The organism is Pseudomonas sp. Pseusp88 (genome assembly GCF_047303955.1).
Lineage (GTDB): Bacteria > Pseudomonadota > Gammaproteobacteria > Pseudomonadales > Pseudomonadaceae > Aquipseudomonas.
The window spans coordinates 202,368-220,448 of record NZ_JBGLYM010000009.1 but is presented as its reverse complement, the minus strand read 5'-3'; the positions used below and the strand labels follow the sequence as shown (position 1 = coordinate 220,448).

The 18,081-nt window shown below is 61.6% G+C and carries 22 protein-coding genes; 16 read left to right on the top strand and 6 right to left on the bottom strand.

What is annotated here, in order from left to right:
* Positions 1-211 precede the first annotated feature (211 nt).
* The 6 genes from ACCD02_RS14870 to ACCD02_RS14845 all read left to right on the top strand — a co-directional run bounded on the left by ACCD02_RS14870 (position 212) and on the right by ACCD02_RS14845 (position 5,060).
* Positions 212-1,114, top strand: a complete 903-nt coding sequence (locus ACCD02_RS14870; protein ID WP_413303012.1) for a TonB family protein — start codon at positions 212-214, stop codon at positions 1,112-1,114.
* Positions 1,115-1,163: 49 nt separating this feature from the next.
* Positions 1,164-1,733 carry a YqgE/AlgH family protein gene (locus tag ACCD02_RS14865; RefSeq protein ID WP_413303009.1) on the top strand — a complete coding sequence of 190 codons (570 nt, stop codon included), beginning with the start codon at positions 1,164-1,166 and terminating at the stop codon, positions 1,731-1,733.
* A complete protein-coding gene (ruvX, locus tag ACCD02_RS14860) occupies positions 1,733-2,173 on the top strand; it encodes a Holliday junction resolvase RuvX (RefSeq protein ID WP_413303007.1) in 441 nt (146 codons plus the stop codon). The genes ACCD02_RS14865 and ruvX overlap by 1 nt, the downstream gene beginning before the upstream one ends.
* An 80-nt stretch (positions 2,174-2,253) precedes the next feature.
* On the top strand, positions 2,254-2,775 hold the full coding sequence (gene pyrR / locus ACCD02_RS14855) for a bifunctional pyr operon transcriptional regulator/uracil phosphoribosyltransferase PyrR (protein ID WP_413303005.1): 522 nt from the start codon (positions 2,254-2,256) through the stop codon (positions 2,773-2,775).
* Between the two features lie 12 nt (positions 2,776-2,787).
* Positions 2,788-3,792, top strand: a complete 1,005-nt coding sequence (locus ACCD02_RS14850) for an aspartate carbamoyltransferase catalytic subunit (RefSeq protein ID WP_259104108.1) — start codon at positions 2,788-2,790, stop codon at positions 3,790-3,792.
* Positions 3,789-5,060: a dihydroorotase gene (locus ACCD02_RS14845; RefSeq protein ID WP_413303003.1), complete on the top strand. Its 1,272-nt coding sequence runs from the start codon at positions 3,789-3,791 to the stop codon at positions 5,058-5,060. Before ACCD02_RS14850 ends, ACCD02_RS14845 begins: the two co-directional genes overlap by 4 nt.
* A 291-nt stretch (positions 5,061-5,351) precedes the next feature.
* On the opposite strand, the gene ACCD02_RS14840 is transcribed toward ACCD02_RS14845, so the two are convergent.
* Positions 5,352-5,771: a TM2 domain-containing protein gene (locus ACCD02_RS14840; protein WP_413303000.1), complete on the bottom strand. Its 420-nt coding sequence runs from the start codon at positions 5,769-5,771 to the stop codon at positions 5,352-5,354.
* A gap of 565 nt (positions 5,772-6,336) precedes the next feature.
* On the opposite strand from ACCD02_RS14840, the gene ACCD02_RS14835 reads away from it, so the two are divergent.
* The gene (locus ACCD02_RS14835) at positions 6,337-6,930 is read left to right on the top strand and encodes a C40 family peptidase (protein WP_413302997.1); all 594 of its coding nucleotides are present in this window, start codon (positions 6,337-6,339) and stop codon (positions 6,928-6,930) included.
* Positions 6,931-7,054: 124 nt separating this feature from the next.
* Here ACCD02_RS14835 and ACCD02_RS14830 read toward each other — a convergent pair whose 3' ends face one another.
* On the bottom strand, positions 7,055-8,089 hold the full coding sequence (locus ACCD02_RS14830) for a type IV pilus twitching motility protein PilT (protein ID WP_413302994.1): 1,035 nt from the start codon (positions 8,087-8,089) through the stop codon (positions 7,055-7,057).
* 56 nt (positions 8,090-8,145) lie between these two features.
* Here ACCD02_RS14830 and ACCD02_RS14825 point away from each other — a divergent pair, with 56 nt between their 5' ends.
* The 8 genes from ACCD02_RS14825 to ACCD02_RS14790 all read left to right on the top strand — a co-directional run bounded on the left by ACCD02_RS14825 (position 8,146) and on the right by ACCD02_RS14790 (position 14,563).
* Positions 8,146-8,832: a YggS family pyridoxal phosphate-dependent enzyme gene (locus ACCD02_RS14825; protein WP_413302991.1), complete on the top strand. Its 687-nt coding sequence runs from the start codon at positions 8,146-8,148 to the stop codon at positions 8,830-8,832.
* A gap of 22 nt (positions 8,833-8,854) precedes the next feature.
* Positions 8,855-9,676 (top strand): pyrroline-5-carboxylate reductase, encoded by an 822-nt coding sequence (proC, locus tag ACCD02_RS14820; protein WP_413302988.1) that lies wholly within the window; start codon positions 8,855-8,857, stop codon positions 9,674-9,676.
* A 27-nt stretch (positions 9,677-9,703) separates the two neighbouring features.
* Complete coding sequence (locus ACCD02_RS14815) at positions 9,704-10,294, top strand: YggT family protein (RefSeq protein WP_413302985.1); 591 nt, start codon at positions 9,704-9,706, stop codon at positions 10,292-10,294.
* Between the two features lie 298 nt (positions 10,295-10,592).
* Positions 10,593-11,732: a homoserine O-succinyltransferase MetX gene (metX, locus tag ACCD02_RS14810; RefSeq protein ID WP_413302982.1), complete on the top strand. Its 1,140-nt coding sequence runs from the start codon at positions 10,593-10,595 to the stop codon at positions 11,730-11,732.
* 7 nt (positions 11,733-11,739) lie between these two features.
* Positions 11,740-12,360, top strand: coding sequence for a methionine biosynthesis protein MetW (gene metW / locus ACCD02_RS14805; RefSeq protein ID WP_413302979.1), 621 nt, complete (start codon positions 11,740-11,742; stop codon positions 12,358-12,360).
* 71 nt (positions 12,361-12,431) lie between these two features.
* The gene (gene rdgB / locus ACCD02_RS14800; RefSeq protein ID WP_413302977.1) at positions 12,432-13,025 is read left to right on the top strand and encodes an RdgB/HAM1 family non-canonical purine NTP pyrophosphatase; all 594 of its coding nucleotides are present in this window, start codon (positions 12,432-12,434) and stop codon (positions 13,023-13,025) included.
* Positions 13,025-14,230, top strand: a complete 1,206-nt coding sequence (gene hemW / locus ACCD02_RS14795; RefSeq protein WP_413302974.1) for a radical SAM family heme chaperone HemW — start codon at positions 13,025-13,027, stop codon at positions 14,228-14,230. Before rdgB ends, hemW begins: the two co-directional genes overlap by 1 nt.
* Positions 14,231-14,239: 9 nt before the next feature.
* On the top strand, positions 14,240-14,563 hold the full coding sequence (locus tag ACCD02_RS14790; RefSeq protein WP_413302971.1) for a DUF3392 domain-containing protein: 324 nt from the start codon (positions 14,240-14,242) through the stop codon (positions 14,561-14,563).
* Positions 14,564-14,767: 204 nt separating this feature from the next.
* On the opposite strand, the gene trmB is transcribed toward ACCD02_RS14790, so the two are convergent.
* The 4 genes from trmB to ACCD02_RS14770 all read right to left on the bottom strand — a co-directional run bounded on the left by trmB (position 14,768) and on the right by ACCD02_RS14770 (position 17,216).
* On the bottom strand, positions 14,768-15,415 hold the full coding sequence (trmB, locus tag ACCD02_RS14785) for a tRNA (guanosine(46)-N7)-methyltransferase TrmB (protein ID WP_413303022.1): 648 nt from the start codon (positions 15,413-15,415) through the stop codon (positions 14,768-14,770).
* Between the two features lie 255 nt (positions 15,416-15,670).
* Positions 15,671-16,465: a thiazole synthase gene (locus ACCD02_RS14780; RefSeq protein WP_413302968.1), complete on the bottom strand. Its 795-nt coding sequence runs from the start codon at positions 16,463-16,465 to the stop codon at positions 15,671-15,673.
* Between the two features lie 72 nt (positions 16,466-16,537).
* The gene (gene thiS, locus ACCD02_RS14775; protein ID WP_413302966.1) at positions 16,538-16,738 is read right to left on the bottom strand and encodes a sulfur carrier protein ThiS; all 201 of its coding nucleotides are present in this window, start codon (positions 16,736-16,738) and stop codon (positions 16,538-16,540) included.
* A gap of 100 nt (positions 16,739-16,838) precedes the next feature.
* Entirely contained in the window at positions 16,839-17,216 is a 378-nt protein-coding gene (locus ACCD02_RS14770) for a DUF423 domain-containing protein (protein ID WP_413302963.1), read from the bottom strand.
* 81 nt (positions 17,217-17,297) lie between these two features.
* Between ACCD02_RS14770 and mtgA the strand changes: the two genes are divergently transcribed.
* The gene (mtgA, locus tag ACCD02_RS14765; protein ID WP_413302961.1) at positions 17,298-18,008 is read left to right on the top strand and encodes a monofunctional biosynthetic peptidoglycan transglycosylase; all 711 of its coding nucleotides are present in this window, start codon (positions 17,298-17,300) and stop codon (positions 18,006-18,008) included.
* Positions 18,009-18,081 lie beyond the last annotated feature (73 nt).

Sequence of the window (18,081 nt, the reverse complement as noted above, 5' to 3'; positions counted from 1 at the left end):
AAACCCGGGCGCCGCGGGGTTTCACCCCCCCCCCAAAACCCGGGGGCCCCCGTTTTCGCGGGTACCCCCCCCCCCCCCAAAACCCCCCGGTCCCACAGATAAAGCACGTTATCTGATTCATGACAAAGATTCCCGCGACATTGCGTTATCATGCGCAGCCTGTAACACCGCCGCATCACCCTGACTGGCTGACGAGACGCTGAACCGCCACATGACTTCCCTGGCCGCCCACGATCTGCCCCCCGAACTCGCTGATGCGCGCAGGCGCACGCCTGACCGGCTGGGCTATACCCTGCTGATCGCGGCCATGATCCATCTGCTGATCATCCTTGGCGTGGGTTTCAGCTACGTCAAACCGGAGCAGATCACCCAGACCCTGGAAATCACCCTCGCCACGTTCAAAAGCGAGAACAAGCCGACCGCAGCGGACTTTCTCGCCCAGGACAATCAGGAAGGCAGCGGCACCCTGGACAAGGCCGAAATCCTCAAGACCACGGAAGTCGCGCCCTACCAGGACACCCAGATCAATAAAGTGACGCCACCGCCCACGTCCAAAGCCGTGGAAAAGCAGGAGGCGTCCAAGACCGCCGTCACCACCAGCGCCCGCTCGCCACAGAAGGCCGTGGCCAAGCGTGACGAGGTCAAGCCCGAGCCGAGCGCCAAGGAAGCCCCGGCCAGCGATAACACCCAGATGAGCGCGGAAATCGCCAGCCTTGAGGCAGAATTGTCCGCCGAGCAGCAGCTTTACGCCAAACGCCCGAAGATCCACCGCCTCAACGCCGCCTCGACCATGCGCGACAAGGGCGCCTGGTACAAGGACGACTGGCGCAAGAAAGTCGAACGGGTCGGCAACCTGAATTACCCGGAAGAAGCCCGCCGCAAACAGATCTACGGCAACCTGAGGCTGTTGGTGTCGATCAATCACGACGGCTCGCTGTATGAGGTACTGGTACTGCAATCCTCCGGGCAACCGCTGCTGGATCAGGCCGCGCAGCGCATCGTGCGCCTGGCAGCGCCTTTTGCGCCGTTCACCGGCGATCTGGCGGATATCGACCGGCTGGAAATCATCCGCACCTGGAAATTCTCCAAGGGCGACAAGCTTTCCAGTAATTAATTGAAGTGAAAAGTTGTCAGCCTAGAAACGCGGCGCCACACTAAGGCTCATGAAAAACGTCTCCCCAAGCTATTTCAAGCATCAGTTCCTGATCGCCATGCCCCACATGCACGACCAGAACTTCGCCCAGACCTTGACCTATATCGTCGAGCACAACGCCAATGGCGCCATGGGCCTGGTCATCAACCGTCCGCAAAGCCTGTCCCTGGCCGATATCCTCGAGCAGTTGCGACCGGAAATGGAACCGCCGGTGCGTTGCCAGCACATCCCGATTCATACCGGCGGCCCGGTACAGACCGACCGCGGCTTTGTCCTGCACCCCAGCGGCCCGATCTTCCAGGCCACTGTCGAGTTGGGCGGCATATCCCTGTCGACCTCCCAGGACGTACTGTTTTCCATCGCCGACGGCTACGGCCCTGATCAAAATGTGATCACCCTCGGCTATGCCGGGTGGGACGCCGGCCAACTGGAAGCGGAGATGGCCGCCAATGCCTGGCTGAACTGCCCGTTCGACCCGGCAATCCTGTTCGACGTGGACAGCGATCAGCGCCTCAACGCCGCCGCCGCACGCCTGGGTGTCAACCTGAGCCTGCTGACCAGTCAGGCGGGCCACGCCTGATGGCCGGATTGCGCCTGTTATTGGGATTCGACTACGGCACCAAACAGATCGGCGTAGCGGTCGGCCAGGTCATTACCGGCCAGGCGCGGGAGCTGTGCACCCTCAAGGCGCAGCAGGGCGTACCCGACTGGAGCCAGATCGAAGCGCTGATCAAAGAGTGGAAACCCGACGCCATCGTCGTCGGCCTGCCGCTGAACATGGACGGCACTCCCAGCGAAATGAGCGAGCGCGCGGAAAAGTTCTCGCGCCGCCTCAATGGCCGCTTCAACCTGCCCGTGTACACCCATGATGAACGCCTGACCACCTTCGAGGCCAAGGGCGAACGCCTGGCCCGGGGCGGTCAGCGCGGCAGTTACCGCGACAACCCGGTGGACGCCATCGCCGCCGCACTGCTGCTGCAGGGCTGGCTGGAAGCCAATACCGAACTGTTCGGCGACTGAAACATCGCTTTGCTATACCCGCAATTCCGTTTTCAGCCTGAGCGACGTCGAACGCCGCCCGGGCCCTTCAAGGAGCAACCATGAGCCTGCCCAACCCCGCCGGACTGATCAGCCAGATGGCGATCGACCTTACCGCCCTTCTGGGCAAGCGCGGCATCAGCGAACCTCGCTTCATCGGCATCCGTACCGGTGGCGTTTGGGTCGCGCAGGCGCTGCTGCAAGCGCTGGGCAGCCAGTCGCCACTGGGCACCCTGGATGTTTCCTTCTACCGCGATGATTTCAGCCAGAACGGCCTGCACCCGCAGGTACGCCCGTCCGAGCTGCCGTTCGAGATCGAAGGCCAGCATCTGGTGCTGATCGACGATGTACTGATGAGCGGCCGGACCATCCGCGCCGCCCTTAACGAGCTGTTCGACTATGGCCGCCCGGCCAGCGTGACCCTGGTCTGCCTGTTGGACCTGGACGCCGGTGAACTGCCGATCAGCCCGGATGTTGTCGGTGCCACCCTGGCCCTGGCGCCGAACGAGCGGGTCAAGCTGACCGGCCCGACGCCTCTGGCGCTGGAACTGCAAGACCTTTCAACCGCCTCCGCCGCCCTTTAAGAGTCCTTTGCGATGACGCCTCTCGACGCCAAGCGCCCGCTGCAACTCAACCATCAAGGTCAGCTGCGCCATTTCCTCTCCCTCGACGGCCTGCCCCGGGAGCTGCTCACCGAAATCCTCGACACCGCCGATTCCTTCCTGGAAGTCGGCGCCCGGGCGGTCAAGAAGGTCCCGCTGCTGCGCGGCAGGACCGTGTGCAACGTGTTCTTCGAGAACTCCACGCGCACCCGTACCACCTTTGAACTGGCGGCCCAACGCCTGTCGGCCGACGTCATCACCCTCAACGTGTCGACCTCCTCGACCAGCAAGGGCGAGACCCTGTTCGACACCCTGCGCAACCTGGAAGCCATGGCCGCCGACATGTTCGTCGTGCGCCACAGCGACTCCGGCGCCGCGCACTTCATCGCCGAGCACGTCAGCCCCGAGGTCGCAATCATCAACGGCGGCGACGGCCGCCACGCGCACCCGACCCAGGGCATGCTCGACATGCTGACCATCCGCCGCCACAAGGGCAGCTTCGAGAATCTCTCGGTGGCCATCGTCGGCGACATCCTGCACTCGCGGGTTGCACGCTCCAACATGATCGCCCTCAAGGCCCTGGGTTGTCCGGACATCCGCGTGATCGGGCCGAAAACCCTGCTGCCGGTGGGCGTCGAACAATATGGCGTGAAGGTCTACACCGACCTCAAGGAAGGCCTCAAGGACGTTGACGTGGTGATCATGCTGCGCCTGCAACGCGAACGCATGCAGGGCGGCCTGTTACCGAGCGAGGGCGAGTTCTACCGCCTTTTCGGCCTGACCACCGCACGCCTGGCCGGCGCCAAGCCCGACGCCATCGTCATGCACCCGGGCCCGATCAACCGCGGCGTGGAGATCGAGTCGGCGGTGGCCGACGGCGCCCAGTCAGTGATCCTTAATCAAGTGACCTACGGCATTGCCGTACGCATGGCCGTACTGTCCATGGCCATGAGTGGCCAGACCGCACAACGACAATTCGAACAGGAGAACGCCCAGTGAAGCTCAGCATCCTCGGCGCTCGCGTCATCGATCCGGCCAGTGGCCTGGACACAGTCACTGATCTGCACCTGGAAGCGGGCAAGATCCTCGCCATCGGCACCGCCCCGGCCGGTTTCACCCCATTGCAGACCATCGACGCCACCGGCCTGATCGCCGCGCCCGGCCTGGTTGACCTTAACGTCGCCCTGCGCGAACCGGGCTACAGCCGCAAAGGCAGCATTGCCAGTGAAACCCGCGCGGCCACCGCCGGTGGCGTGACCAGCCTGTGCTGCCCGCCCTGGACCAAACCGGTGCTGGACACCTCGGCCGTCGCTGAACTGATCCTCGACCGCGCCCGTGAAGCAGGGCACAGCAAGGTGTTTCCGATCGGCGCCTTGAGCAAAGGCCTGGACGGCGAGCAACTGGCCGAACTGGTCGCCCTGCGCGATGCCGGTTGCGTGGCGTTCAGCAATGGCCTGAAGACCTTCCACAACACTCGCACGCTGTGCCGGGCACTGGAATATGCGGCGACCTTCGACCTGACGGTGATTTTCAACTCTCAGGATCACGATCTGGCCGAAGGCGGCCTGGCCCATGAAGGCCCGACTGCGGCTTTCCTCGGCCTGGCCGGTATCCCGGAAACCGCTGAGACCGTGGCCCTGGCCCGTGACTTGCTGCTGGTTGAGCAAAGCGGTGTGCGCGCCCATTTCAGCCAGCTGACCAGCGCCCGTGGCGCCGCGATGATCGCTGAAGCCCAGGCCCGAGGCCTGCCGGTGACCGCCGACGTTGCGCTCTACCAGTTGATCCTCACCGACGAGGCGTTGATCGACTTCTCCAGCCTCTATCACGTGCAGCCGCCACTGCGCACCCGCGCCGACCGCGATGGCCTGCGTGCTGCAGTGAAGTCCGGAGTCATCCAGGCAATTTCCAGCCATCACCAGCCCCATGAACGCGACGCCAAGCTGGCACCATTCGGCGCGACCGAGCCGGGTATCAGCAGCGTCGAACTGCTGCTGCCGCTGGCCATGACACTGGTAGAGGATGGTCTGCTCGACCTGCCGACCCTGCTTGCTCGCCTGAGCAGTGGCCCGGCGACAGCGCTGCGCCTGCCCGCCGGTCAACTGAGCGCCGGATCGGCTGCGGATATCGTGCTGTTTGACCCGGCAGCGTCCACCGTGGCCGGTGAAAACTGGCTGTCCCGTGGCGAGAACTGCCCGTTCATGGGCCACTGCCTGCCTGGCGCGGTGCGCTACACCCTGGTGGATGGGCGGATCAGCCATAGCGCCTGAGGGCTGCTGAACATCCCATGGGCATGAGTCTGTGGGAACAATGTGGGAGCGAGTTGTGGGAGATTCTATGTTTGCTGTACAGCCAGAGCAGCCCCTTCGCGGATGAATCCGCTCCCACAGATCCGACGATATGCACGCGCTACTGTGGGAGCGAATTCATTCGCGAAGAGGCCGGTACATTCAACGTATTTACGGCGATTGACATGCCGCTTTCGCGAATGAATTCGCTCCCACAGGATTCAGGTCCACACAAATTCACGCCCATAGAGTTCGCACCCACAGGATTTGTGATCAGCCTCTTTGCGCATTCCTGATGGATATCTGGTCATTCAGCGTCCAGAAGTCATACAGCACGCCAAACCCGCCCAGCCCAAGGGTCAGCAGGTAAATGATCCCGCTGATCCATTTGCCCTGGTACATGCGGTGCACGCCGAACACCCCGAGAAAAGTCAGCAGCAACCAACCGACGCTGTAATCCAGCGCACCACTGTTGAAACGCATGTCCGCTTCGCGGTCCATCCCAGGGATCAGGAACAGGTCGATAAACCAGCCGATACCACACAACCCAAGGGTGAAAAACCAGATAGTGCCGGTGACCGGCTTGCCGAAATAAAAGCGATGGGCGCCGGTGAAGCCGAGAATCCACAACAGATAACCGAGCATCATGCTATGGGTGCTTTGCGGGGGGACATCCTGACGATAGCCGTTCATAACGAGCCTCTTTGACAGTCATAGAAAAAAATATGCGTAAATTTTGTGACTTTCGTGCCTTTGTCCGACGTATGGCACTGACCGCCCCAACAGCCCTCAAACCCTTGTGGGTAAAGGGATTGCGTAACAATTTGAGACAGTCTGTCGCAGAATCCGAAAGGATGCGACTGTAAAACTATTGATTTGAGGGGTAAGACATTCACGAAAAGCTGTTATAAAGTTGCGCGCTGACCAAAAAGAGCCCTGCCGAATGCGTCCACTTTTCAAGACATGGCTAACCATCTGCCTATTTATGCCACTGGCCGCCCACGCCACCAATCGTGAGCAACAGCTTCCTGCGAGCTTTAACGGTCACACTGCGAAAAGTCATTCTTCGCCTGTCACCGCTTCCAACACCGAGACTGAACCAACGCCTGTAACCGCCGCGCCAAAACACCGGGGCAGCAAAGTAGTTGAACATAACACCCAGGCTGAAACTCAGGAAACGTCGAAGAAGACTGAAACTGCCGCAGCAGCCCACCAGGATTCGAAAAAGCCGACCTCCAGGGTCGCTACCAAAGAGTCGATGAAAGCCGCCACAGCTGCTGCCAAGGACTCTAAAAAGGGCGCTACTACCGTAGTTGCCGACAAGGGTTCGAAAAAGGGCGCCGCCAAGGTTGCGACCAAGGACTCGAAGAAAGCCGCAACCACCGTTGCCGCCCATAAAGATTCGAAGAAAGGCAAACCTGCCGCGCCGACCGACACTGTTGTCAGCCGGGCCATGGATGCCGTCGGTACGCCCTATCGCTGGGGCGGCACCAATCCGAAGAAAGGCCTGGATTGCAGCGGCCTGGTCAAATACGCCTTCACCGGCGTCAAGGGTGCCAACCTGCCACGCACGTCCAATGCCATGGCCGCAGGCCACGGACAGAAAGTCGATCGCAAGGATTTGAAGCCGGGTGACCTGCTGTTCTTCAACATCGAGAGCCGCAAGGTTGATCACGTTGCCATCTATCTGGGCAACGACCGCTTTGTCCACGCCCCGAGCCGTGGCAAGTCGGTGACCGTCGATACCTTGAAGAAGCCGTACTGGGACAGCCACTACGTGGTCGCCAAGCGCGTGACGCCACCGGCACCCAAAGGCACGAAGAACACTACAATGCGTGTTGTTCAGCGCTGATAGGCAGGGCTGGCTTTGTGGTGCAGGCTTTTGTGGGACCGGCTTTAACCGGGAATTAACCTGCAAAATAGCCTTCCCGGCTAAAGCCGGCCCCACAAACCAGCATCACAACTAAAAACCCCGATCAGAAATTGTCGGGGTTTTTTGCATGTTCCCGCGCAACATCCCGCGTAATCACGCCCTGCACCACCAGATCCTTGAGACACATGTCCAGGGTCTGCATCCCCAGCGAACCCCCGGTCTGAATCGCCGAATACATCTGCGCCACCTTGTCCTCGCGGATCAGGTTACGGATCGCCGAGGTACCCATCATGATCTCGTGGGCCGCCACCCGACCGCCGCCGACCTTCTTCAGCAGGGTCTGGGAAATCACCGCGTGCAGCGATTCGGAGAGCATCGAGCGAATCATCGACTTCTCCTGGGCCGGGAACACGTCCACCACCCGGTCGATGGTCTTGGCCGCTGACGTGGTGTGCAGGGTGCCAAACACCAGATGACCGGTTTCCGCCGCTGTCAGGGCCAGGCGGATGGTTTCCAGGTCGCGCAGCTCACCGACCAGGATCACGTCAGGGTCTTCACGCAACGCCGAACGCAGCGCTTCGGAGAAACCCAGGGTGTCGCGGTGTACTTCGCGCTGGTTGACCAGGCACTTCTTGGACTCGTGGACAAATTCGATGGGGTCTTCGATGGTCAGGATATGGTGATGGCGATTGCAGTTGAGGAAGTCGATCATGGCCGCCAGGGTCGTCGACTTGCCCGAACCGGTCGGGCCGGTCACCAGAACCAGGCCTCGGGGCACATCGGTAATCTTGCGAAACACTTCTCCCATGCCCAGATCCTCCATGCTCAGGATCTTCGAGGGAATGGTCCGGAAGACGGCGCCTGCGCCACGGTTCTGGTTGAAGGCGTTGACCCGGAAGCGCGCCACGCTCGGCACTTCGAAGGAGAAGTCCGTTTCCAGGAACTCCTCGAAGTCCTTGCGTTGCTTGTCGTTCATGATGTCGTAGATCAGCGCCAGAACCTGCTTGGCGTCCAGTGGTGGCAGGTTGATTCTGCGCACGTCGCCGTCGACCCGGATCATGGGCGGCAAGCCGGCCGAGAGGTGCAAGTCCGACGCGCCTTGCTTGGCACTGAAGGCCAGCAGCTCGGTAATATCCATACAGCTCCTCAATCACATAGAATGCCGCAGACTTTAGCCCTGCTGGCGCAAAATCAATGTCCACGATAGCAGCGAACATTTCAACGCTCGGCGCACGAATTCGCGCAGCCGCCGAAAAGGCGCATCGCGATCCTGCCGCCATCGGCCTGCTGGCCGTGAGCAAAACCAAACCCGCCGAGGCCCTGCGCGAAGCCTATGCCGCCGGCCTGCGGGATTTCGGCGAGAACTATCTGCAAGAAGCCCTGGGCAAGCAAGCGCAATTAAGCGACCTGCCCTTGTGCTGGCATTTCATCGGCCCCATTCAGTCGAACAAGACTCGCGCCATCGCCGAGAACTTCGCCTGGGTACATTCCGTGGATCGTCTGAAAATCGCCCAACGCCTTTCCGAGCAGCGCCCAGCCGGGCTGGCGCCGCTGAATATCTGCATTCAGGTCAATGTCAGCGGCGAAGCCAGCAAGTCCGGTTGCGCGCCTGAAGATCTGCCTGCCCTGGCCAATGCCATCAGCGCCCTGCCGAATCTGAAGCTGCGCGGCCTGATGGCAATTCCCGAACCGACCGAAGACCGCGCCGCCCAGAGCGCGGCTTTTGCGACCGTACGTAACCTGCAGGACAGCTTGAATCTGCCGTTGGACACTCTTTCCATGGGCATGAGCCACGACCTGGAAGCCGCCATCGAACAAGGCGCCACCTGGGTGCGTATCGGCACAGCCTTGTTTGGCGCCCGCGACTACGGCCAGCCATGACCTTTCAGCCAAGGAACCCTTTATGAGCACTACGCGTATCGCCTTTATCGGCGCCGGAAACATGGCTGCCAGCCTGATCGGCGGGCTGCGCGCCCAAGGCGTCGAGGCCGCCGCCATCCGCGCCAGCGCCCTGAGCGTCGAAACCCGTGAGCGCATCAGCATCGAGCACGGTATTGCCACGTTCGCCAGCAATGCCGAGGCCATCGAAGGCGCAGACGTCATCGTGCTGGCGGTCAAGCCACAGAAGATGAAAGACGTCTGCCTGGCCCTGGCGCCGTCCCTGAAACCGAATCAGCTGGTTGTCTCCATCGCCGCAGGGATCACCTGCGCCAGCATGAAAACCTGGCTCGGCGAGCAGCAACCCCTGGTGCGCTGCATGCCCAACACGCCTTCGCTGCTGCGCCAGGGCGTGAGCGGCCTGTATGCTACGGCTGGAGTGACCGCGACCCAGCGCGAACAGGCCGAAACGCTCCTTTCGGCCGTCGGTATCGCCTTGTGGCTGGACGAGGAAAAACAACTGGATGCCGTTACCGCCGTGTCCGGCAGCGGCCCGGCGTACTTCTTCCTGCTGATTGAAGCCATGACCGCGACCGCCGTGAAACTGGGCCTGCCGCCGGAAGTGGCAAAAAAATTCACCCTGCAAACCGCTTTGGGAGCGGCGCTGATGGCCACCGGCAGTGATGTCGATGCCGCCGAGCTGCGCCGCCGCGTCACTTCACCGGCTGGCACCACGGAAGCTGCGATCAAGGCGTTCCAGGCCGGCGGCTTCGAAGCCCTGGTCGATACCGCGCTGGCCGCAGCCGCGCACCGCTCGGCTGAACTTGCCGAGCAACTGGGTAAATAATTTCTTAGGTCATAGAGGAGCAGACCGATGATCGGGCTGAACACCGCTGCAATTTACGTCCTGCAAACCCTGGGCAGTCTGTATCTGCTGATCGTGCTGTTGCGCTTCGTGCTGCAACTGGTGCGCGCCGACTTCTACAACCCCCTGAGCCAGTTCGCCGTGCGCGCCACCCAACCGCTGCTCAAGCCGCTGCGCCGGATCATCCCGAGCCTGTTCGGCCTGGACATGTCGTCGCTGGTCCTGGCAATCATCGTGCAACTGATCCTGATGGCCCTGACTCTGCTGCTGGCCTACCACACCACCGGTGCTCCGCTGCAATTGCTGGTCTGGTCGATCATCGGCGTGACCGCGCTGTTTTTCAAAATCTTCTTCTTTGCCCTAATCATCAGCGTGATCCTGTCCTGGGTCGCTCCGGGCAGCCACAACCCCGGCGCCGAGCTGGTCAACCAGATCTGCGAACCGGCCCTGGCGCCGTTCCGCCGCATCCTGCCCAACATGGGCGGCCTGGATATCTCACCGATTCTGGCGTTCATGGTGCTCAAGCTGTTGGATATGCTGGTCATCAACAACCTGGCGGCCATGACCGGTATGCCTGATGTGTTGCGCCTGTTGATCTGACATAACGCTGCGGAGCAAACTGTGGGATTCCATGTTTGCTGTAAAGCCACAGCAGCCCCTTCGCGGATGAATCCGCTCCCACACAACCGACGATATGCACGCGCTACTGTGGGAGCGAATTCATTCGCGAAAGCTTTATTCCGGACGCCGCCAATGTGTTGGATGTACTGGCCCCTTCGCGGATGAATCCGCTCCCACAGGTTGAAAGCACTCGATACGTCCAGCCCCGTAATTCCTTGGTTGCCCCTCCCCCCCGCGGTCTTTAGACTTACGCCTCATTTAAGCGAGAGCAGGGTCGATGTCCACGGTCTTTCCCAAAGATTCTGTCGGTCTAGTCACACCGCAACTGGCGCACTTCAGCGAACCCCTGGCCCTGGCCTGCGGGCGCTCATTGCCAGCCTACGATCTGATCTATGAAACCTACGGCCAGCTCAATGCCGAGCGCAGCAATGCCGTGCTCGTCTGCCATGCCTTGTCCGGGCATCACCATGCTGCCGGTTTCCACAGCGCCGACGAGCGCAAGCCCGGCTGGTGGGACAGCTGCATCGGCCCCGGCAAGCCCCTGGATACAAATCGCTTCTTCGTGGTCAGCCTGAACAACCTCGGCGGCTGCAACGGCTCCACCGGCCCGAGCAGTGTCGACCCGGAGACCGGCAAACCCTTCGGCGCCAACTTCCCGGTATTGACCGTGGAAGACTGGGTGCACAGCCAGGCTCGCCTGGCCGACTACCTGGGCATCGGCCAATGGGCGGCAGTGGTAGGTGGCAGCCTGGGTGGCATGCAGGCCCTGCAATGGACCATCACCTATCCGGATCGCGTGCGCCATTGCCTGGCCATTGCCTCGGCACCCAAGCTGTCGGCGCAGAACATCGCCTTCAACGAAGTGGCCCGTCAGGCGATTCTGTCCGACCCGGAGTTCCACGGCGGCGACTTCCAGGCCTTCGGCGTGATCCCCAAGCGCGGGCTGATGCTGGCGCGGATGGTCGGGCATATCACCTACCTGTCCGATGACTCCATGGGCGAGAAATTCGGCCGTGGCCTGAAGAGCGAAAAGCTCAACTACGACTTCCACAGCGTCGAGTTCCAGGTCGAAAGCTACCTGCGCTATCAGGGCGAAGAGTTCTCCGGGCGCTTCGACGCCAACACCTACCTGTTGATGACCAAGGCCCTGGACTACTTCGACCCGGCCGCCGCGTTCAACGACAACCTGGCCGCGACCTTCGCCAACGCCACCGCCAACTTCTGCGTGATGTCGTTCACCACCGACTGGCGCTTCTCCCCGGCGCGCTCGCGCGAGCTGGTGGATGCGCTGATGGCGGCGAAGAAGAACGTCTGCTACCTGGAAATCGATGCGCCTCAGGGCCACGACGCCTTCCTGATCCCGATCCCGCGCTACTTGCAAGCGTTCTCCAGCTACATGAACCGAATTGCACTCTGAGGACACCATGAGAGCCGACCTGGAAATCATCCAAGAATGGATCCCTGCCGGCAGCCGGGTACTCGACCTCGGCTGCGGCGACGGCGAACTGCTGACCTGGCTGCGCGACCACAAGCAAGTCACCGGCTACGGCCTGGAAAACGACGCCGACAACATTGCCCGCTGCGTGGCCAAGGGCGTCAACGTCATCGAGCAGGACCTGGACAAGGGTCTGGGCAACTTTGCCAGCAACAGCTTCGACGTCGTGGTCATGACCCAGGCACTGCAAGCGGTGCACTACCCGGACAAGATCCTCGACGAGATGCTGCGGGTCGGGCGCCAGTGCATCATCACCTTCCCCAATTTCGGCCACTGGCGCTGCCGCTGGTACCTGGCGAGCAAGGGCCGCATGCCGGTTTCCGAGTTCCTGCCGTACACCTGGTACAACACGCCGAACATCCACTTCTGCACCTTCGAGGACTTCGAAGAGCTGTGCCGCGAACGCGATGCACGGGTCATTGATCGGCTCGCGGTGGATCAACAACATCGTCATGGCTGGGCCAGTAAACTGTGGCCTAATCTGTTGGGCGAGATCGGCATCTATCGGGTCAGCAGCCCCGGCCTGCAAGACCACAAGATCGCCATCTGAACCCCGACACCTCATCTTTACGATCAGGCTGGAGCCGCCTTCCAGCCTCGACCAGGACATCGACACACAATATGACCCACCTCACTCAGCTCGTCCTGGCCAGCCACAACGCTGGCAAGCTCAAGGAACTCCAGGCCATGCTCGGCGCCAGCGTGCAGCTGCGTTCCATTGGCGAATTCAGCCAGATCGAGCCCGAGGAGACCGGCCTGTCGTTCGTCGAGAACGCCATTCTCAAGGCCCGCAATGCCGCACGGATCTCCGGTCTGCCGGCCCTGGCCGATGATTCCGGCCTGGCCGTGGACTTCCTCGGCGGCGCGCCGGGGATCTATTCGGCTCGCTATGCCGACGGCAAAGGCGATGCAGCCAACAACGCCAAGCTGCTGGAGGCGCTCAAAGACGTGCCCGAAGAGCAGCGCGGCGCCCAGTTCGTCTGCGTCCTGGCCCTGGTCCGGCATGCCGACGATCCGCTGCCGATCCTCTGTGAAGGCCTGTGGCACGGCCGTATCCTCACGGCGGCCAGCGGCGAGCATGGTTTTGGTTACGACCCGCTGTTCTGGGTGCCGGAGCGTGATTGCTCCAGCGCCGAACTCGGCCCGACAGAAAAGAACCAGATCAGCCACCGCGCCCGCGCCATGGCGATCCTGCGTCAGCGTCTGGGCCTGTAATGACCGACACCCAACCGCTGTTTGCCGGTGCTGATGGCTTCTCCTCCCAGGCGCCGCGGCAGCCGCTGCCCCTGTTGCCACCGCTGTCGCTGTATATCCATATCCCGTGGTGCGTGCGCAAATGCCCGTACTGCGACTTCAACTCCCACGCCGCCAGCCCCGTGCTACCGGAGGAGGAGTACGTCGACGCGCTGCTGGCCGACCTCGACCTCGATCTGCCCCACGTCTATGGCCGCGAGCTGCAATCGATCTTCTTCGGCGGCGGCACACCGAGCCTGTTCAGCGCCCCCGCATTGGGCCGCCTGCTCAAGGGCGTGGAACAGCGCATCCGCTTCGCCCAGGACATCGAAATCACCCTGGAAGCCAACCCCGGGACCTTCGAGCAGGAAAAATTCCGCGCCTATCGCGGGCTGGGCATCAATCGCCTGTCCATCGGTATCCAGAGTTTCCAGGAAGCCAAGCTCAAGGCCCTGGGGCGAATTCATAACGGCGATGAAGCGATCCGTGCCGCCGATATGGCGCGTCAGGCCGGTTTCGACAACTTCAATCTGGACCTGATGCATGGCCTGCCCGATCAGTCCGAAGACGATGCCCTTGGCGATCTGCGCCAGGCCATCGCCCTGGCGCCGACGCACCTGTCGTGGTACCAGCTGACCCTGGAGCCGAACACGGTGTTCTGGAATCAGCCGCCGACGCTGCCCGAAGACGACATTCTCTGGGACATTCAGGAAGCCGGTCAGCAGTTGTTGGCCGATAACGGTTACGCCCAGTACGAAGTCTCGGCCTACGCCCAACCGGGCAGGCCTGCGCGGCATAACCTCAATTACTGGAGCTTCGGTGACTTCATTGGCATCGGCGCCGGTGCCCATGGCAAGCTCAGCCATCCTGACGGCCGCATCCTGCGCACCTGGAAGACTCGCCTACCCAAGGATTACCTGAACCCGGCCAAGGCGTTTCAGGCTGGCGAGAAACTGCTCGGCCTTGAGGAATTACCCTTCGAATTCCTGATGAACGCTTTACGTCTTACAAATGGTGTCGAGGCTGCATTATTTCGCGAACGCACGGGTCTAAGCCTCGATTCGCTGGCCCAGGCCCGCCGCCAGGCTGAACAGCGCGGCCTGTTGCAAGCCGATCCGAGCCGTCTGGTGGCCACGCCCCAGGGCCAGCTGTTCCTCAATGACTTGCTGCAATACTTTCTGATCTAAGGACCTTGCATGGATCTCATACTCGACCTCCTGGCCACCGTCTCGCGCTGGAGCCGCAGTAACCTCTCGGAAATCGCCCTGGCCCTGGTAGGGTGCCTGCTGGTGTTGTTCGGCGCGGACTTCAAGGGTTGGGTCGAACAACGCATCAGCGGCCTGGCAGGCGCCTTGCGCGTGCCTTTCATGGCCTTGCTGTGCACCATCGGCAGCGGCCTGGCGCTGATCTACGCCACACCCTGGATCGTGCGCGGCCTGAGCCAGTTCAACAACTACAGCCTGGCGCCGGTGTTGTTGGTGGTGTTGATATTGATCGGGGTCGTGGCGGACAGGAAGTGAAACGAACTGTGGGAGATTCTATGTTTGCTATAAAACCAGAGCAGCCCCTTCGCGAATGAATCCGCTCCCACAGATTCGATGATATGCACGCGCTACTGTGGGAGCGAATTCATTCGCGAAGCTTTATCTCGGACGCCGCCAATGTGTTGGATGTATTGGCCCCTTCGCGGATGAATCCGCTCCCACAGGTGCAGCAGGTTTTGCTCAGTCCTGCTTTTCGAACTTCAAATCCCAGACGCCATGGCCCAGACGCTCGCCGCGGCGTTCGAACTTGGTGATCGGTCGTTCCGCCGGGCGCGGAACGCATTTGCCGTCTTCGGCCAGGTTGCGATAACCGGGCGCAACGTTCATCACTTCCAGCATGTACTCGGCATAGGGTTCCCAGTCGGTGGCCATATGCAGCACACCGCCGACCTTGAGCTTGCTGCGCACCAGCTCAGCGAACTCGGGCTGGACGATACGGCGCTTGTGGTGACGGCTCTTGTGCCATGGATCAGGGAAGAACAGCATCAGGCGATCGAGGCTGTTGTCGGCAATGCAACGATTGAGCACTTCGATCGCATCGCAATCGTAGACCCGTACGTTGGTCAGGCCCTGAGTCAGCACGCCATTGAGCAGCGCGCCGACGCCTGGGTAGTGCACCTCGACCCCGATAAAGTCCTGATCCGGCGCCGCAGCAGCCATTTCCAGCAGGGAGTGGCCCATGCCAAAGCCGATTTCCAGGGTCCGCAGCGCCGAGCGCCCGAACACCTGATCGAAATCCACCGGCGCATCGGCCAGAGGCAGGACGAACAGCGGACGCCCCTGGTCCAGGCCGCGCTGCTGGCCTTCGGTCATGCGACCGGCGCGCATCACGAAACTCTTGATGCGGCGGTGCTGGCGTTCCTGGCCTTCTTCGGCTTCAGGCAACTCGGGGTGCGGAACGTGCGAATCAGTCATCAACGGGCTCTTATCAAACACAACATAACTATCTGAATTGAATGCGACATCTGGTAGGAGCTGCCGAAGGCTGCGATAAAGTCCACAGGACCTTCAGGGCGTGACCCGACATTTCGGGCCCGCTGCGCGCACCATCGCAGCCTTCGGCAGCTCCTACACCGGCCTACCTTAGCGGATCAGACCATCCAGCGGCGAGGATGCGCTGGCATAGAGTTTTTTCGGCATGCGGCCGGCCAGGTACGCCATGCGACCGGCGATGACCGCGTGTTTCATGGCTTCGGCCATCATGATCGGCTGCTGTGCGTGAGCGATGGCCGAGTTCATCAGCACCGCTTCACAGCCCAGCTCCATGGCGATGGTCGCGTCGGACGCCGTGCCGACACCGGCATCGACCAGCACCGGCACCTTGGTTTCTTCAAGGATGATCTGCAGGTTGTACGGGTTGCAGATCCCCAGGCCGCTGCCGATCAGGCCAGCCAGGGGCATGATCGCGATGCAGCCGATTTCGGCGAGCTGGCGGGCGACGATCGGGTCATCGCTGGTGTAGACCATCACGTCGAAACCGTCCTTGACCAGCACTTCGGCAGCCTTGAGGGTTTCGATCACGTTGGGGAACAGGGTCTTCTGGTCAGCCAGGACTTCCAGCTTGACCAGGTTCTTGCCATCGAGCAGCTCACGGGCCAGACGGCAGGTGCGCACAGCCTCGACGGCGTCGAAACAGCCGGCGGTGTTCGGCAGGATGGTGTAGCGATCCGGCGGCAGGACGTCCAGCAGGTTCGGCTCACCCGGGTTCTGGCCCAGGTTGGTACGACGCACGGCCACGGTGACGATCTCGGCGCCGGAGGCCTCGATGGCCAGGCGGGTCTGTTCCATGTCGATGTACTTGCCGGTGCCTACCAGCAGGCGCGACTCAAAAGTCCGGCCAGCCAGGGTAAACGGCTTGTCGCTGCGAACGTTGCTCATCGGAAATCCTCTTCAGGGTTGAGGTTCAAGCAGATTGGATCGATCGTCGGGAACGGGGGCCGCTCGCCGGGGCTAGCCGCCGCCGATGGCGTGGACCACTTCGACCTGATCGCCTTCTTTGAGAGTCGTGGACTCATGCTGGCTGCGCGGCACGATATCCAGGTTCAGCTCGACCGCGACCCGACGTCCGGTCAGGTCCAGGCGGGCCAGCAATGCCAGGACTGTCTCGCCCTCGGGCAGCTCGAAAGGTTCACCGTTCAACTGAATGCGCATGCGAATGGCAGCCATCATTTTAAGGGGCGAGCATTCTAGCCCGATCAGTCGGGATGACCAAGGCAAAGCCACGCCATTCGTCTATGCCGCGAGCCGAGGCTCAAACGCCGCCGAGACGCCAGGCGGTAATCCCGAGAAACGCCCACCCAACCAGAAAGCACAGGCCGCCGAACGGAGTGATGATGCCCAGCTTGCCGACGCTGGTCAGGGTCAGCATGTACAGGCTGCCGGAAAACAGCACGATCCCCAGGGTAAAGGCGATGCCCGCGTAGTTGACCAACCGGCCTGGCACCTGCGCCGCGAGCAGGGCCACGCCGAACAGGGCCAGGGCGTGAATCAGCTGATAGAGCACACCGGTCTGGAAGATCGCCAGATACTCCGCGCTCAACCGCTCTTTCAAGCCATGGGCGGCAAACGCGCCGAGGCCCACGCCGGTAAAGCCGAAGAAAGCGGCCAGCATCAGATAACTACGAAGCATCAGGGACTCCAGTCAAAAATCGTTCAATGACACACGGTCTGTATAATGGCCCGCTCAACGGGTTCGGCCAAGCCATCTCTTATGCAGCGTAATCTCTTTCGACGTCTCTTCATCCTGCTGAAATGGTTCGCCGTAGGCAGCTTTTTGCTGGTCCTGGCCCTGCGCTGGGTGCCGCCGCCGGGTTCGGCGCTGATGGTCGAGCGCAAGATTGAATCATGGATAGACGGCACGCCTATTGATCTGCAACGTACCTGGCAGCCGTGGGACAAGATCTCCAACGAGCTGAAAATCGCCGTGATTGCCGGTGAGGACCAGAAATTCTCCGAGCATTGGGGTTTTGATGTCGATGCCATCCAGGCCGCCGTGCTGCACAACGAAAAGGGCGGCTCGATTCGCGGCGCCAGTACCTTGAGCCAGCAGGTGTCGAAGAACCTCTTTCTGTGGTCCGGGCGCAGCTACGTTCGCAAGGGTCTGGAGGCCTGGTTTACTGTGCTGATCGAGACGCTGTGGTCCAAGCAACGGATTCTCGAGGTCTATCTCAATAGCGTCGAATGGGACGACGGCGTGTTCGGCGCCCAGGCGGCGGCCGAGCATCACTTCCATATCAACGCCAGCCAGCTGTCGGCGCAACAGGCCAGCCAACTCGCCGCCGTGCTGCCCAACCCGCGCAAATGGAGTGCCAGCCGGCCGGACAGCTACGTCGCCAATCGCGCCGCCTGGATTCGCCAGCAGATGCGGCAGTTGGGTGGGGATGATTATCTGGCGAGCCTGAATCACAGCCGCAAGTTTTGAACATGACGCCGGACCTTGTGGGAGCGAATTTATTCGCGAAGACGATATTCCAGGCGATAGAAGTGCATTGTAT

Excerpts from the sequence above, each read along its gene's own strand:
- ACCD02_RS14780 (WP_413302968.1), bottom strand. The coding sequence starts at position 16,465 with ATGAGCAACGTTCGCAGCGACAAGCCGTTTACCCTGGCTGGCCGGACT.
- ACCD02_RS14790 (WP_413302971.1), top strand. The coding sequence starts at position 14,240 with ATGGATCTCATACTCGACCTCCTGGCCACCGTCTCGCGCTGGAGCCGC.
- ACCD02_RS14850 (WP_259104108.1), top strand. The coding sequence starts at position 2,788 with ATGACGCCTCTCGACGCCAAGCGCCCGCTGCAACTCAACCATCAAGGT.
- ACCD02_RS14835 (WP_413302997.1), top strand. The coding sequence starts at position 6,337 with ATGAAAGCCGCCACAGCTGCTGCCAAGGACTCTAAAAAGGGCGCTACT.
- metW (WP_413302979.1), top strand. The coding sequence starts at position 11,740 with ATGAGAGCCGACCTGGAAATCATCCAAGAATGGATCCCTGCCGGCAGC.
- proC (WP_413302988.1), top strand. The coding sequence starts at position 8,855 with ATGAGCACTACGCGTATCGCCTTTATCGGCGCCGGAAACATGGCTGCC.
- metX (WP_413302982.1), top strand. The coding sequence starts at position 10,593 with ATGTCCACGGTCTTTCCCAAAGATTCTGTCGGTCTAGTCACACCGCAA.
- thiS (WP_413302966.1), bottom strand. The coding sequence starts at position 16,738 with ATGCGCATTCAGTTGAACGGTGAACCTTTCGAGCTGCCCGAGGGCGAG.
- ruvX (WP_413303007.1), top strand. The coding sequence starts at position 1,733 with ATGGCCGGATTGCGCCTGTTATTGGGATTCGACTACGGCACCAAACAG.
- pyrR (WP_413303005.1), top strand. The coding sequence starts at position 2,254 with ATGAGCCTGCCCAACCCCGCCGGACTGATCAGCCAGATGGCGATCGAC.
- ACCD02_RS14770 (WP_413302963.1), bottom strand. The coding sequence starts at position 17,216 with ATGCTTCGTAGTTATCTGATGCTGGCCGCTTTCTTCGGCTTTACCGGC.
- ACCD02_RS14840 (WP_413303000.1), bottom strand. The coding sequence starts at position 5,771 with ATGAACGGCTATCGTCAGGATGTCCCCCCGCAAAGCACCCATAGCATG.
- ACCD02_RS14870 (WP_413303012.1), top strand. The coding sequence starts at position 212 with ATGACTTCCCTGGCCGCCCACGATCTGCCCCCCGAACTCGCTGATGCG.
- ACCD02_RS14865 (WP_413303009.1), top strand. The coding sequence starts at position 1,164 with ATGAAAAACGTCTCCCCAAGCTATTTCAAGCATCAGTTCCTGATCGCC.
- rdgB (WP_413302977.1), top strand. The coding sequence starts at position 12,432 with ATGACCCACCTCACTCAGCTCGTCCTGGCCAGCCACAACGCTGGCAAG.
- ACCD02_RS14815 (WP_413302985.1), top strand. The coding sequence starts at position 9,704 with ATGATCGGGCTGAACACCGCTGCAATTTACGTCCTGCAAACCCTGGGC.
- ACCD02_RS14825 (WP_413302991.1), top strand. The coding sequence starts at position 8,146 with ATGTCCACGATAGCAGCGAACATTTCAACGCTCGGCGCACGAATTCGC.
- trmB (WP_413303022.1), bottom strand. The coding sequence starts at position 15,415 with ATGCGCGCCGGTCGCATGACCGAAGGCCAGCAGCGCGGCCTGGACCAG.
- ACCD02_RS14830 (WP_413302994.1), bottom strand. The coding sequence starts at position 8,089 with ATGGATATTACCGAGCTGCTGGCCTTCAGTGCCAAGCAAGGCGCGTCG.
- mtgA (WP_413302961.1), top strand. The coding sequence starts at position 17,298 with ATGCAGCGTAATCTCTTTCGACGTCTCTTCATCCTGCTGAAATGGTTC.
- hemW (WP_413302974.1), top strand. The coding sequence starts at position 13,025 with ATGACCGACACCCAACCGCTGTTTGCCGGTGCTGATGGCTTCTCCTCC.